Annotated in this window: 14 protein-coding genes; 8 read left to right on the top strand and 6 right to left on the bottom strand. The window is 70.0% G+C overall.

Features of this window, described 5'->3' with window-relative positions; all coding sequences use genetic code 11:
• Positions 1-56: 56 nt before the first annotated feature.
• Together EFL95_RS00605 and EFL95_RS00600 are read left to right on the top strand one after the other, a co-directional pair.
• Positions 57-1,520, top strand: coding sequence for a cellulase family glycosylhydrolase (locus tag EFL95_RS00605; RefSeq protein ID WP_123232130.1), 1,464 nt, complete (start codon positions 57-59; stop codon positions 1,518-1,520).
• A 110-nt stretch (positions 1,521-1,630) separates the two neighbouring features.
• The gene (locus EFL95_RS00600; RefSeq protein ID WP_123232129.1) at positions 1,631-2,482 is read left to right on the top strand and encodes a Bax inhibitor-1/YccA family protein; all 852 of its coding nucleotides are present in this window, start codon (positions 1,631-1,633) and stop codon (positions 2,480-2,482) included.
• Here the strand turns inward: EFL95_RS00600 and EFL95_RS00595 are convergent.
• Complete coding sequence (locus EFL95_RS00595; RefSeq protein ID WP_123232128.1) at positions 2,479-3,513, bottom strand: SGNH/GDSL hydrolase family protein; 1,035 nt, start codon at positions 3,511-3,513, stop codon at positions 2,479-2,481. The genes EFL95_RS00600 and EFL95_RS00595 overlap by 4 nt on opposite strands.
• A 37-nt stretch (positions 3,514-3,550) precedes the next feature.
• On the opposite strand from EFL95_RS00595, the gene EFL95_RS00590 reads away from it, so the two are divergent.
• Together EFL95_RS00590 and EFL95_RS00585 are read left to right on the top strand one after the other, a co-directional pair.
• A complete protein-coding gene (locus EFL95_RS00590) occupies positions 3,551-4,930 on the top strand; it encodes a cystathionine beta-synthase (protein WP_123232127.1) in 1,380 nt (459 codons plus the stop codon).
• A gap of 236 nt (positions 4,931-5,166) precedes the next feature.
• Positions 5,167-5,799, top strand: a complete 633-nt coding sequence (locus EFL95_RS00585; protein WP_246004735.1) for an IMPACT family protein — start codon at positions 5,167-5,169, stop codon at positions 5,797-5,799.
• Between the two features lie 23 nt (positions 5,800-5,822).
• On the opposite strand, the gene EFL95_RS00580 is transcribed toward EFL95_RS00585, so the two are convergent.
• The 3 genes from EFL95_RS00580 to EFL95_RS00570 form a co-directional block, all read right to left on the bottom strand.
• The gene (locus tag EFL95_RS00580) at positions 5,823-6,698 is read right to left on the bottom strand and encodes an RNA polymerase sigma-70 factor (protein WP_123232126.1); all 876 of its coding nucleotides are present in this window, start codon (positions 6,696-6,698) and stop codon (positions 5,823-5,825) included.
• Positions 6,682-7,272 (bottom strand): carboxymuconolactone decarboxylase family protein, encoded by a 591-nt coding sequence (locus tag EFL95_RS00575; RefSeq protein WP_123232125.1) that lies wholly within the window; start codon positions 7,270-7,272, stop codon positions 6,682-6,684. Before EFL95_RS00575 ends, EFL95_RS00580 begins: the two co-directional genes overlap by 17 nt.
• Positions 7,273-7,358: 86 nt before the next feature.
• A complete protein-coding gene (locus EFL95_RS00570; RefSeq protein ID WP_123232124.1) occupies positions 7,359-7,622 on the bottom strand; it encodes a metal-sensitive transcriptional regulator in 264 nt (87 codons plus the stop codon).
• A 135-nt stretch (positions 7,623-7,757) separates the two neighbouring features.
• Here EFL95_RS00570 and EFL95_RS00565 point away from each other — a divergent pair, with 135 nt between their 5' ends.
• The 4 genes from EFL95_RS00565 (at position 7,758) to EFL95_RS00550 (ending at position 12,787) form a co-directional block, all read left to right on the top strand.
• Entirely contained in the window at positions 7,758-9,911 is a 2,154-nt protein-coding gene (locus tag EFL95_RS00565) for an MMPL family transporter (protein ID WP_123232123.1), read from the top strand.
• A 69-nt stretch (positions 9,912-9,980) separates the two neighbouring features.
• Entirely contained in the window at positions 9,981-10,946 is a 966-nt protein-coding gene (locus tag EFL95_RS00560; RefSeq protein ID WP_123232122.1) for a hypothetical protein, read from the top strand.
• Between the two features lie 18 nt (positions 10,947-10,964).
• Entirely contained in the window at positions 10,965-11,279 is a 315-nt protein-coding gene (locus EFL95_RS00555; RefSeq protein WP_221176268.1) for a tautomerase family protein, read from the top strand.
• Between the two features lie 86 nt (positions 11,280-11,365).
• The gene (locus EFL95_RS00550) at positions 11,366-12,787 is read left to right on the top strand and encodes an apolipoprotein N-acyltransferase (RefSeq protein WP_123232121.1); all 1,422 of its coding nucleotides are present in this window, start codon (positions 11,366-11,368) and stop codon (positions 12,785-12,787) included.
• A gap of 4 nt (positions 12,788-12,791) precedes the next feature.
• On the opposite strand, the gene EFL95_RS00545 is transcribed toward EFL95_RS00550, so the two are convergent.
• On the bottom strand, positions 12,792-13,139 hold the full coding sequence (locus EFL95_RS00545; RefSeq protein ID WP_123232120.1) for a hypothetical protein: 348 nt from the start codon (positions 13,137-13,139) through the stop codon (positions 12,792-12,794).
• An 89-nt stretch (positions 13,140-13,228) separates the two neighbouring features.
• Positions 13,229-13,594 carry a YciI family protein gene (locus EFL95_RS00540; RefSeq protein ID WP_123232119.1) on the bottom strand — a complete coding sequence of 122 codons (366 nt, stop codon included), beginning with the start codon at positions 13,592-13,594 and terminating at the stop codon, positions 13,229-13,231.
• Positions 13,595-13,615 lie beyond the last annotated feature (21 nt).

Genomic DNA, 13,615 nt, shown 5'->3' with positions numbered 1-13,615 from the left:
CGGACGCCGGAGCCGCACCGGGGTAACCCCGATGCGTAGAACTCGTTTCAGTTCTTGTGAAGAAGCTCGCGATCGCCCTCCTCGCCCTGCTCGCCACGTTCGCCGTCTCCGGCAACCTCGTCACCCCGGCCCAGGCCGACGGTCCGGCGACGCCGCGGCTGCACCGCGAAGGGCGCAACCTGGTCGACCAGTTCGGCCGCCAGGTGATCGTGCACGGCTTCAACTTCGTCTGGAAGAGCGCGCCCTACGCGCCGCCGGACACCGCGAACGGCTTCACCGCCGCTGACGCGCAGTGGCTCTACGACCACGGCTTCAACGGTGCGCGGCTCGGCATCCTCTGGGCCGGCGTGAACCCGACCGCTCCGGGCGTCGTCGACAACAGCTACTTCGACAAGTGGCAGCGGGTCATCGACCTGATGGCCGCCAAGGGCGTCTGGATGCAGTTCGACATGCACCAGGACCAGTGGAACGAGGTGTACGGCGGCGAGGGCGTGCCGGCGTGGGCCGTGAAGCGCCCGCTGCCGTGGTCGCTGTTCCCGTTCCCGCCGGTGCCGTTCCCCGAGGGCTACTGGACGCCTGAGGTCTCGACCGTCTTCGACAACTTCTGGGCCAACAAGAACGGCCTGCTCGACAACTGGGTGACGTTCTGGAAGCAGGTCGCGAACCGCTACAAGGACCAGCCGTACTCGATGGGCTACGACCTGATCAACGAGCCGTGGGCCGGGAACGAGTGGACCGGGTGCATCCTCATCGCCGGCTGCCCCTCGACGTACGCGAAGGAGCTCCAGCCCGCGCAGAACAAGGCGCTGGCCGGGATCCGTAGCGTCGACCCGACCAACATCGTCTGGTACGAGCCGCAGCAGCTCGCCGCCGGTCTGCCGATCCCGACGCACCTGACCTCGGTCGCGGGGGAGAACAACCTCGGCCTGTCCTGGCACAACTACTGCAGCGCCACGTTCGCGGCGTCGCTGGGCGTCCCGCTCGACCTGACCGAGAGCTGCAAGGCGTTCACCCGCAACCGGGAGAACAACGCGCTCAAGCAGGCCGACGCGATGAACGCGGTGCCGCTGATGTCGGAGTGGGGCGCGACCGACAACGACCGCGCGATCCAGATCGACGCCGACTCGGCCGACTCCAACAACATGAGCTGGCTGTACTGGGCCTACAAGTACTGGAACGACCCGACCACGGCCGACACCGACCAGGGCGTGTTCGTCGACGACGCCGACATCAGCAACCCGAAGCCGAAGCTCGACCAGCTGGTGCGCACCTACCCCCAGGCGACCGCGGGCCGGAACCTCGCCTACAGCTACAACACGACCACCGGGCTGTTCACGATGAGCTTCACCTCGGACCCGAGCATCACCGCGCCGACACACATCTTCGTGAGCCCGCTGACGGCACCGCACGGCTACACGGTCACCACCAGTGCCGGCACGGTCACCAAGAACGGGTCGTACGTCGACCTGACCGGGACCGGGTCGGGCACGGTCAACGTGACCATCACACCGCTGCCGTAAGCGGGAACACTGGCCTGGCGGGCGTCGTTCATCATGTGACGGCTCGGTACGATCGAGCAATCACGCCGGCGCCACCGTGGTGAGCCGGTTCGGCCTCCAAGGAGGAGACCATGCAGAGCAGCAACCCCGTCTTCACCCGCTCCGAGGGCTTCAACGGCAAGAACCAGACGTCCTACGCGAGCTTCGACCAGCCGGCCTACGGCGGTCCGATCACGCACACCGGCGCAGGCACCGGCCGGATGACGATCGACTCGGTCGTGCAGAAGACCGGTATCACGCTGGGCATCCTGGTCGTCGTCGCCGCCGCGGTGTGGATCGGCACCGGTGACGTGCTCCACAACACCCAGGACATCCACGGCAACGACGTCACGAAGGTCGACACCGACAAGGCGCAGCTGCTCTACACGCTGAGCATCGTCGGCGCCTTCGGCGGATTCATCCTCAGCCTGGTGAACTCGTTCAAGCGGGTCATCAGCCCCGCGCTGGTGATCGCGTACGCCGCGCTCGAGGGCCTCTTCGTCGGCGCCATGAGCAAGGTGTTCCAGCTGCAGTTCGGTGGCGGTGTCGTCACCGGTGCGGTCATCGGCACGATCGCCGCCGTCGCGGGCACGCTCGCGGCGTACAAGATCTTCGACATCCAGGTGAGCAACAAGTTCCGCACCTGGGTGATCGGCATGATGTTCGGCTTCGTGGCCGTCACGCTGCTCGACGCCGTGCTCGGCATCTTCAAGTCGAGCATCGGCTTCAACGGCTTCGGTGGCCTGGGCCTGCTGATGAGCGTGGTCGGTCTCGGCCTCGGTGTGCTGATGCTGATCCTCGACTTCGACTTCGTCGAGCGCGGCATCGCGGCCGGACTGCCTGAGCGGGAGTCGTGGCGTGCGGCGTTCGGCTTCACCGTCACGATCATCTGGATCTACATCGAGCTGCTGCGGATCCTCGCGATCCTGCGAGGCAACGACTAGCTGGTCGGTACCTCTTCGGAAGCGCTCGAGTCCTCCTCGGACTCGGGCGCTTCTGCGTTCACCGGGTTCAGCCAGCGGCGGCGCATCTGCAGCACCCAGCGGCCGCCGGGGCCGCGGGTCGAGCCCGCGATCTCGGTGCCGTCGATCTCGGTTCCGGGGTTCTTGCTGGCGTGCACGGCGGCCTTGCCGATCGAGCGCAGGCCCTCTCCGCGGGTGACCCGCGGGTGAGTCTCGTCCTCCGGGCCGTGGCCGAGTGCCGCGAGGGCGGTCGGCACCAGCACGGTGGCGAGCGAGGCGTAGCCGGCCGCGGAGGGGTGGAAGCGGTCCGGTCCGAAGAACAGGGCCGGGGCGGCGTCGAACTCGGGTCCGAGGATCGAGCCGAGCGAGAGCGATCGCCCGCCCGCCTCGACGGTCGCGATCGCCTGGGCAGCGGCCAGCCGGCGCGACCAGGTGCGCGCCACGAACCGCAGCGGCTGGGGGATCGGACGGATGGTGCCCAGGTCGGGGCAGGTGCCCACGACGACCTCGACCCCGTGCTCACGCAGCCGGTGCACGGCCTCGGAGAGGTAGCGGACCGACTCCGAGGGCAGCATCCGGTGGGTGACGTCGTTGGCGCCGATCAGGATGACGGCCAGGTCGGGCTCCGTCGGCAGTGCGGCCTTGACCTGGCCGACCAGGTCGCTGGACTTGGCTCCGGTGAAGCAGAACGCGTCGAGGTGCACCCGGCGGTTCGCCCGTGCGGCGATCCCCGAGCCGAGGTGCGCGCCCGGCGTCTCCTCGACCAGGCTCACGCCGTACCCGGCCGCGCTGGAGTCACCGAGGAGGGCGACCTTGATCGCCGGGCCCGGTCGTCCGCGCCCGTACCACCCGGTGGCGTCCGGCACCCGTCCCTCGAACTTGCCGATCACACGCCGGGCGACGGTCGCCTCGGCGCGCAGGACGCCGTACAGCGCTGCGCCGAGGACTGAGAGGCCACCGCCGCCGAACACCGCGGCTGACGCCAGCTTCCGAGCTGCTGCTGCCTTTCCCACGTCGGCAACCCTAAAGGGGGCCACTATGTTGAGCCGTATGGAATACGCAGACTCGCTCCTCGACCTGATCGGCAACACCCCGCTGGTCAAGCTCGGCAGGAGCCTGGACCGGGCAGCCGACACCGATGGCCCGCTGGTCCTGGCCAAGATCGAGTACCTCAACCCCGGCGGCTCGGTGAAGGACCGGATCGCGCGCCGGATGATCGACGCCGCGGAAGCCTCCGGCGAGCTCCAGCCCGGCGGCACCATCGTCGAGCCGACCTCGGGCAACACCGGAGTCGGGCTCGCCCTGGTCGCCCAGCAGCGCGGCTACAAGTGCGTCTTCGTCTGCCCGGACAAGGTCAGCGAGGACAAGCGCAACGTGCTCAAGGCCTACGGCGCCGAGGTCGTGGTGTGCCCGACCGCGGTCGCACCGGAGCACCCCGACAGCTACTACAACGTCTCCGACCGGCTCTCCAAGGAGCCTGGCGCCTGGAAGCCGGACCAGTACTCCAACCCGAACAATCCGCGCAGCCACTACGAGGACACCGGCCCGGAGATCTGGCGCCAGACCGAGGGGAAGATCACCCACTTCGTCTGCGGGATGGGCACCGGCGGCACCATCTCGGGCGTCGGTCGCTACCTCAAGGAGCAGAACCCGGCGATCCAGGTGGTCGGCGCCGACCCGGCCGGCTCGGTCTACTCCGGCGGGACCGGGCGCCCGTACCTGGTCGAGGGCGTCGGTGAGGACTTCTGGCCGGACACCTACGACCGCGGCGTCGCCGACCGCGTCATCGAGGTCTCAGACGCCGACTCGTTCGCCTTCACCCGCCGGCTGGCCCGCGAGGAAGGCCTGCTCGTCGGCGGCTCCTCCGGCATGGCCGCGTTCGCGGCGGCCCAGCTGGCGGCCGAGATCGACGATCCCGAGGCCGTCATCGTGGTGCTCCTCCCGGACTCCGGCCGCGGCTACCTGACCAAGGTGTTCAACGACGACTGGCTGGCGCAGTACGGCTTCCTCGCGGCGCAGGACGACCAGACCGTCGGCGAGGTGCTGCGCGGCAAGAGCGGCTCGATCCCGGACTTGGTGCACACCCACCCGACCGAGACGGTGGCCGAGGCCATCAACATCCTGCGCGAGTACGGCGTCTCGCAGATGCCCGTGGTGCGCGCGGAGCCCCCGGTGATGGCGGCCGAGGTGGCCGGTTCGGTCTCCGAACGGGCGCTGCTCGACGCGCTGTTCGTCGGGAACGCAAAGCTGGCCGACCAGGTCGAGGCCCACATGAGTCCGCCGCTCCCGACGATCGGCGGATCGGCCGGCGTGGCCGAGGCGATCACCGCTCTCGGGGACGCCGACGCGCTGCTCGTGCAGGAGGACGGACGTCCCGTCGGGGTGCTCACCCGGGCCGATCTGCTGACCTTCATCGCCGCTTTCCGTTGAGACTCACCAGGTCCGAAAGTCCCGATTTGCACGGATCTACTCGTTCCGTGCCCATCGATGTTCTAAGGTGAGTTCACGGTCGCTGTATCCGTACCCCACATGGATGCGACCGAGGTCCGTTGGGGTGCAGCGCCGGCCACTGGCCAGGCGCACAACGGATCAGGTGGCGGGGTGATCCTGGGAGGGGTACCCCGCCACCACCTCAACTTTTCTCGGAACGAGCCAAAGGGCACCTGTTGGGCTACCTCACGATCGCCTCAGAAGCAGAGGCCGAGATCGAGGTGTCCCGGTCGCGGTTCCGCTGCCTGATCGTGCGCGTGGAGGACGAGATGTCCGCGCGCGGAGTGGTCGAGGCGGCCCGCCGGGAGCACTGGAATGCCCGGCACCACTGCTCGGCCTTCGTCCTGGGTCCCACCGGCGCGGTCGAGCGCTCGAGCGATGACGGCGAGCCGCCCGGCACCGGCGGGGCTCCCATGCTCGAGGTGCTGCGCGGGCGCGAGCTCTTCGACGTGGTGGCCGTGGTCACCCGCTGGTTCGGCGGCACGCTGCTCGGCACCGGCGGCCTGTCGCGTGCGTACGCCGACGCGGTCCGCGCGGCACTCGAGGGAGCCGAGCTGATCGAGCGGGTCGAGCAGGAGCTGGTCGACGTCACCGTCGACCTGGCCGCGGCCGGTCGGCTCGAGCACGAGCTGCGCTCACGCGGAACGAACGTGCTGCGGATCGACTACACCGACGTCGCGACGCTCCAGCTCGCCGTGCCGATGGTCGCGGTCCCGATCGCCGAGGAGATCGTCGCCGAGCTCACCGAGGGAGCTGCGGAGCTGGTGCACCGCGGCCGGCGCTGGGTGGACGCGCCGGTCACTCCGTAGCTCGTTCACCGCGTCGCCCAGGTCTAGCGCAGGGTGATCTCGCGCTGCGTGCCGACGCCGGTGAGCTTCTCCGGGTTGCGCACCAGGTAGATCTCCTTGACCAGACCGTGCTCGGCGACGACGGTCCCGACCGCGTCGAGCTCGCCGTCGACGATCAGGAACAGGGCCGGCGACCCGTTGACGGTTCCCCACTCGACGTCGATCTGCGCGCCGGTCGGCACCACGGCAGCCAGGAAGCGGGCCACCTTGGAGGCGCCGTGGATCGGGTTGAGCGCCGCCTTCTTGATGCCGCCGCCATCGGTGCGCAGCACGACGTCGGGAGCGAGCAGCTCGAGGAGCGGCTCGACCTGGCCGGTACTCGCGGCGATGAAGAACTCCGCGACGATCTCCTGGCTGTTCTCCGGGAGCTCCACGCGCGGCCGACGGGCCTCGACGTGGTTGCGGGCACGCGAGGCGAGCTGGCGGACGGCCGGCTCGGTCTTCTCGGTGGCCGCCGCGATCTCGGCGTACTCGAAGCCGAAGATCTCGCGCAGCACGAAGACGGCCCGCTCCAACGGCGTCAGGGTCTCCAGGACGACCAGCATCGCGAAGGAGACCGAGTCGGCCAGCTCGACGTCGTCGGCCACGTCCGGTGCGGTCACCAGCGGCTCGGGCAGCCAGGTGCCGACGTACGTCTCGCGCTGGCGCTGGAGCGTGCGGAGCCGGTTCAGGCTCTGCCGGGTGACGACCCGGACGAGGTACGCGCGCGGGTCGCGCACCTCGTCCCACAACACGTCCGCGCAGCGCAGCCAGGACTCCTGGAGGACGTCCTCGGCATCGGCAGCGCTGCCGAGCATCTCGTAGGCCACCGTGAACAGCAGCCCGCGGTGGTCGGCGAAGTCGTCAGCCGCGGAGCTCACAGAACTCCTTGAAGCCCTGGCTGGTCAGCCCGATGGCGCTGTTGAACCGCGAGCGCTCGTTCTCGACGGCGATCATCATGGTCAGCTCCACGAACCCATCCTCACCGAGATCCGCGCGCAGCGCCTCGGCCATCTCGTCGGTCACCTCGAGCGGGGTCACGCTCATCGCCTCGGCGTACTCGAGGACGCGGCGCTCCAGCGGGCTGAAGACCTCCGAGGTGCGCCAGGTCGGCACGTGCTCGAGCTTGCTCGTGTCCAGGCCCTTGCTCTGGCCTGCCCAGTACCCGAAGTCCATGCACCAGCTGCAGCCGATGACCGCGGCGCTGCAGGCCTCGGCGAGCAGCTTGAGGTCCGGGTCGAGGCGGTTCCACTTGGCGACCTTGCCCTCGAACTTCATGATCGCGAACAGGATCGGCTTGTGGTGCAGCAGCGCCAGGCCGTTGTCGAGGACCTTGCCGTAGGTGCGCCGGGAGTACCAGCCGACCGCCTTGCTGAACAGGTCCTGGTCCTCCACCAGCGGGACGCGGGCGGCCTGGCGGCGCTCCTCGGTGGTCGCGTACGTCTTCGTGCTCATCGTCGATCGTCTCCTCGTTCCGGTGCCCCTGGGAGGGCTCGTCGACATGAAGACACCGGCCGAGCGGGATCTGTGACACGGATCCGTCACGCGAGCGAGAGAAAGAGCTTCTCCATCCGCTGCAGGTCCAGGGCACGCATGCCCTCGGGACTGTTAAGCGCCTGCTGCAGGCCGATCGAGACGATCGCGAAGCCGGCCTTGTCGAGGGCGCGCGAGACCGCGGCGACCTGGGTCACGACGTCCTCGCACTCGCGGCCCTCCTCGAGCATCCGCAGGATGCCGTTGAGCTGGCCCTGGGCGCGCTTGATCCGGTTGATCACCGGCGTCATCTCAGCGGGTTCGAGCTTCATCGTGCTCCTCAGCGGTGAGGGGAGTGGTCGGGGAGGCAGTACAGATCGTGAACTGGAGCATACCCCCGGGGGTTTCCTAGGATCATCGTAGTCGATACCCCAAGGGGTATCGATTCACGACAGAGGAGAACCCTGATGACACTGACTTCCGACGATCGCGCCGAGATGCTCGAGCGGATCCGCACGACCTTGTCCGCCGGTCCGCTGGGCCGCCTCGGCCTCTGGGTCGTCGACAACGGGCGCCGTACGGCGGTGCTCTGGATGTTCGTGGTCATCGGGCTCGGCCTGTTCGCGCCGCAGGTGGAGTCGTCGCTCTCGGGCGCCGGCTGGCAGGACGACGGCTCGGAGTCGGTGGCCGCGCGCAAGCTCGCCCAGGAACACTTCGGGGGCAACGCGAGCTCGGCGCTCCAGGTCGTCGTCACCGGCGACTCCGTGCTCACCGGCCGCGGTGCGCAGGTCATCGCACGGGCCACCCAGATCCTGGCGGCCGACCCGCGGGTCTCAGACGTGGTCGCCCCGACGCCGGGAGCCACGGTCAGCCGCGACGTCCGGACGGCGGTCCTGCTCGGTGGGGCCCGCGGGGACACCAACGAGATGGTCGCCGCCGCGTCCGACCTGAAGGGCCCGCTGACCGCGCTGTCCGGACACGGCGTCCAGGTCGAGGTCACCGGCGCCTCGGCGCTCTGGTCGGACTTCAACGAGTCGAACCTCAAGGCGATGCTGACCTCGGAGCTGCTGTCCTGGCCGGTGACGATGGCGATCCTCGTGCTCGCCTTCGGAACCCTCGTCGCCGCGGGCCTGCCCCTGCTGCTCACGCTGGCCGGCCTGGTGGCCTCCGCCGGCTCGCTGGTGCTGATCACGCACGTCGTCCCGGTCTCCATCTGGGCGATGAACTTCGCGATGATGTTCGCCCTGGCGCTCGGGATCGACTACGCGCTGTTCCTGGTCGTCCGCTTCCGGGCCGCCCGCCAGGAGCTCGACGTGCGACCAGCCGTCGCCGCGACGATGGACACCGCGGGCAAGGCGATCCTGCTCTCCGGCGCGACGGTGCTGGTCTCGCTCTCCGCGGTGATGCTGGTCCCGTCGCCGGCATTCCGATCGGCGGCCGGCGGGATCATGCTCGCGGTCGTGTTCGTGCTCGGTGCCACGCTCACCCTGCTGCCGCTGGTGCTGGCCAAGCTCGACCGACGACTGGACCGGCTCGCACTGCCGTGGTCGCAGCACCAGCGCGCGACCTCGCCGCGGTTCGCGGCCTGGGCCGAGCGGCTGGCGAACCGGCCGGCCCTGTACGGCGGGGCGGCCCTGGCTGTCCTGGCTCTGCTCGCCGCCCCGGTCGTGGGGCTCCGCACGTCGATGCCCTCGATCGCGGTGCTGCCGCACGATGCGACCGCCCGCGTCGGCTACGACCAGGTGCAGGCGGCGTTCGGTCCGGGTGCGCCTGCCGCGCTCCAGGTCGTCGTCCCCGGTGACCAGGTCGCCGCGGCGACCCGGGTGCTCCGGTCCGAGGACGGGATCGCGATGGCGTTCCCGGCCCAGCCTGCGGACGACGGCAGCGGCTTCGCGCTGATCCAGGCGATGCCGACCTCGGGTCCGACCTCCGCGGCGCTGTCGGCCACCGTTGACCGGCTGCGGGCCGATCTTCCTCCCGGAGCCCTGGTCGGGGGAGCGGCGGTCGAGAACCTCGACCTCGCCGCGGAGCTGGACGCCGCCACCCCCGTGGTGATCGCCGTGGTGCTGGCACTCGGGTTCCTGCTGCTGGTCTTCGCGCTGCAAGCCCCCCTGATCGCGCTCCTCGGCACCCTGACCAGCCTGCTCTCGGTCGGCGCCGCCTTCGGCATCGCCCGCCTGGTCTTCCAGGAGGGCTGGGGCTCAGGACTCCTGGGCTTCGACGCGCAGGGATTCCTCGACGCGTGGGCGCCGGTGTTCTTCTTCGCGATGATCTTCGCGATCGCGATGGACTACACGGCGTTCCTGCTCGCCTCGGCCAAGGAGCACTACGAGCGGACCGGCGATCCGCGCGAGGCGATGGTCGCGGCGCTCGCCCACTCGGGCCGGGTCGTCTTCGCGGCCGGTGCCGTGATGGTCGCTGTGTTCTTCACCTTCGCGCTCTCCGGCCCGCTGCCGCCCAAGGAGATGGGCATCGTGCTCGGGGTCGCGGTGCTGGTCGACGCGTTCCTGGTCCGCCTGGTGCTGCTCCCGGTGCTGCTCCGGCTGACCGGTCGTGCCGCGTGGTGGGCGCCGAGCTGGCTGCGTCGGGTGCTGCCGGAGATCCGGTTCTCGCACGGGTGACGGGACGCGTGCAACCTTTTCGGGCCTCGCGTCGTCCAGGATGAGGATGACCCCCTCCCAGGAGACGTGATGAACCTGAACACCCGCGGCGCCCTGCGCCGCACTGCCCTCGGTGCCGTTGCCGGCGCCACCGCCCTGCTGACCCTCGCTGCCCCGGCCGGTGCCGGTGCGCCGACCCGGGTCAACGCCGAGTACTGGGGCGTGAGCTGCGTGGCCGACCTCGGCGGCGGCCAGACCCTGTTCCTCTTCGGCGGCGGCACGACCGACGGCGCCGAGGGCGGGATCGGCGCCTTCGTCGAGGATGCCGACGGCGCCCAGGTCGCCGAGGGCCAGGCCACCGACTTCGGCTTCGGACCGACCTTCCACGCGACCATCCCGCTCGGGTCGAAGGCCTTCTCGATCAGCGCCACGGCCACCGCGGGTCCGACCGTGACCGAGCAGGTCAACGACCGCGACGGCAACTCGTGGACGAAGGGCAGCACCTCGCACGCCGACGTCACCCTGAGCGGCGGCACGGCGTCGTACGGCGGCAAGGCCGTCACCCTCGCGGAGAACGCCTGCAACGGCGAGATCAACGGGTTCCACGTGCGCACGACGAACCCGTCGGCTTCGATCCACACCTCCTCCGACTTCGCCTCGGACATCTGCGACCTCGACGGCCTCGCCGACGGCCAGGTCCGGCTGACGGGCGTGCTGCCGACCCCGTACGTCGAGGTCGTGCTCGACCACGGTGGCGAGAACGTCGAGAAGGCGCAGGGCGAGCTGCGGGTGAACGGTGGTCGGGGCACCCTGCGCACCGACTTCCTCGACGTGTTCACCGGTGCGGTGCGGACCCACGCCAGCATCGGTCTGGGGCTCACGAAGGCCGGCAAGACTGTGCGCGAGACCCTCTCCGAGGACGGCACCACCCAGCGGCAGTCGGTCACGCCGTACCGGGCCGAGGTCAGCGTCGCCACCGCCGACGGGCGTCGCGGCACGACCAGCTGCTCGGCCGTCTCGGTGACGACCCAAATCCGGGTGAAGCCCGCGCACTGACGGTGAGACGATCAGCGCATGCCCGGTGCGCTGATCGAGATCCGTCGCCCCTACTCGGAGTCCGAGGAGGTCGCGATCATCGACGCCGTGCACGGTGCGCTGGTCGCGGCGTTCCGGATCCCGCCCGGCGACAAGCACGTGCGGCTCGTGGTCCACGAGCCGCACCGCTTCGCGTGCCCGCCGCACCTGGCCGAGCCCGAGCGCGCCACCATGGTCGCGATCGACTGCTTCGCCGGGCGGTCGCTGGAGGCCAAGCGCGCCCTGTACGCCGAGATCGTCGGCCGCCTCGAGCCCCTGGGCATCCCGCGACCACGTCACCATCACCCTGCGTGAGATCACCCGGGAGAACTGGGGGATCCGCGGAGGACAGGCCGCTTCCGACATCGAGCTCGGGTTCGAGGTCAACGTCTAGGCGTCCGATGATCTCCGGTAGCGCGCGACGGATCGCCGAGGGCATCGGGCTCTCGGTGCTCAGCGCGGTCGCGCTGGTGCTGGCCTCGTCGTCGTACGGCGTCTGGCCGCTGGTGTTCGTCGCGTTCGTGCCCCTGGTGGTCGCGCAGAACAGGGTGCTCCCGGCGCGGTGGTCCGGGCTCGCGCTCGGGGTCGCGGTCGGGGGCTACCTGGTCTGGATCCTGTGGGACACGTTCCTCCCTGGTCAGCGTTGGATCTTCGCGGTCCTGGTGCCCGGCTTGATCGGCGGCGGGTGGTTCTCGAGGCTCTGCTTGGACCGCACCGGTCGGCGCCACGTCTGGTCCGATCCGGTGGTCTGGACGGCGGTGCTCTTCGTCCTGGCGCTCACCCCGATCGCCTCGTGGGTCGACCCGGCGTACGCGCTCTACCACCAGGCATGGCTGATCCAGCCGATCAGCCTCGTCGGGATTGCCGGGCTGAATCTGGTGGTGATGCTCGTCAACTACGCGCTCGCCGGCCTCGTGGTCAGTGCGGGACGGACGAAGGTGGTGGCCGCCGTCTCCGTCGCGGCGGCCGCGGCCGCGTGGGTCGGCAGCAGCGCGCTGATGCTCGCCCACCACGACGACGGGCCGGTGGTGCGGGTCGCGGTCGTGCAACCGGGGATCACCGATCTGCGCAGCCCCGCGGGTGACACATCAAGGCGCGCCGACCTGCGCCGAACGCTGACCGGACTCGAAGCCGCCACCGTGCGAGCGCAGGCCAAGGGCGCCCAGCTCGTGGTCTGGCCCGAGGAGGTCCTGCGCTACGTGACGCTCGACGAATCCTTCGACGCAGAGCTGCAGGCTCTCGCCCGCTCCACCGGCACCCTGATCGTCACCGGCTTCACCGAGGACCACGAGCGGTTCAACCGGGCACTGCTGGTCGGGCCCGGGGGGCGGATGCTGACCTACGACAAGCGTCACCCGGTCACCTTCCAGGGCGACCACAGCGTCGGCGGCCCGGTCCGGGTGGCCGACACCGAGCTCGGGCGGATCGCACCGATCATCTGCTACGACCTCGACTATCCCGAGACGGCCCGGCAGGCGGTGCGCACGGGTGCGCAGCTGCTCGCCGTACCGTCCTGGGACTGGTCGGGGATCGCCGAGCAGCACTACGCGCACCTGGTGTTCCGGTCGGTCGAGAACGGAGTTCCGGCGGCCAAGGCCGACACGGCGTGGGACTCGGTCATCGTCGACTCCGACGGCCGTATCCGCGCACGCCACATCAGCACCGGTGGCGACACCGCTCTCCTGGTAGCGGACGTCCACCTCGGCACCGGCGCCACGTTCTACACCCGTCATGGCGACCTGCTCGGCTGGGCCGTCGTCGTCGTCGCCGGGTTGTGGGGCGCTTACGCGACGGCGGCCATCGCGAGGCGACGGAGGGCGTGATCGGTCAGACCGGCCGGCGCCAGGCGACGAACACGTTCTCGGTCACCGACTGCATCGCCTGGATGACCGCCTCGTTGTCGAAGCCGGGGAGCTGCTGGAGCCGCTCGACCATCCCGTGCGGGATCAGGCTGGACGGGATCACGAAGCCGGTGCCGCGGCTGCCGACCAGGACCCAGAACAGGTCCTCGGCGAACGGGCCGTCATCGGTGGTCCGCAACGCGACGCGCTCGAGGTCCGCCCAGCTGACCCGGTGCGTCGTCTCGCCGCGGTAGAGCCGCCGCGCGCCCTCGTCGTCGAACACGATCTCCACGGAGTGCTCCGCGTTGCGCGTCCGTCGCCTGAAGATGCCCATGGCCCCACGGTGAACCCGGCGCCGGGCGCACGCCAGCGATTGAGCGTGCCGTCACAGTGCGGGTGTCGCCTGCGACACAGTCTGCGGTTCTACTCGTTCTCGATCGGCTGGAACGGGCGCATGAACGGCGTCACCTGCTGCGGCCAGGCGCAGCCGATCGCGATCTGGCCCGCCCAGTAGCGCGCCGCCTCCAGGTCCGGCACGTCGACCACGCAGAGGCCGCCGAAGTGCTCCTTGGTCTCGACGTACGGACCGTCGGTGAAGACCGTGGTGCCGCTGGCGGCGTCGACGCTGAAGACCGGGGCCTCCGGGTCGAGACCGCCGGTGAAGATGAGCACGCCTGCCTCGCGCATCTCGGCGAGGATCGGCTTGAGGACCCGCGACCGCTCTTGGAACCACTCCTCGGGCATGTCCGGCACCCACTCCTGGTTGAACGCGATCAGGTACTCGGCCATCTCTTCTCCTCCTGGTTCGGG

The sequence above is a fragment of the Nocardioides marmorisolisilvae genome (assembly GCF_003725775.1).
Taxonomy (GTDB): Bacteria; Actinomycetota; Actinomycetes; order Propionibacteriales; family Nocardioidaceae; genus Marmoricola; species Marmoricola marmorisolisilvae.
This window is presented reverse-complemented; position numbering and strand designations above follow the sequence as displayed.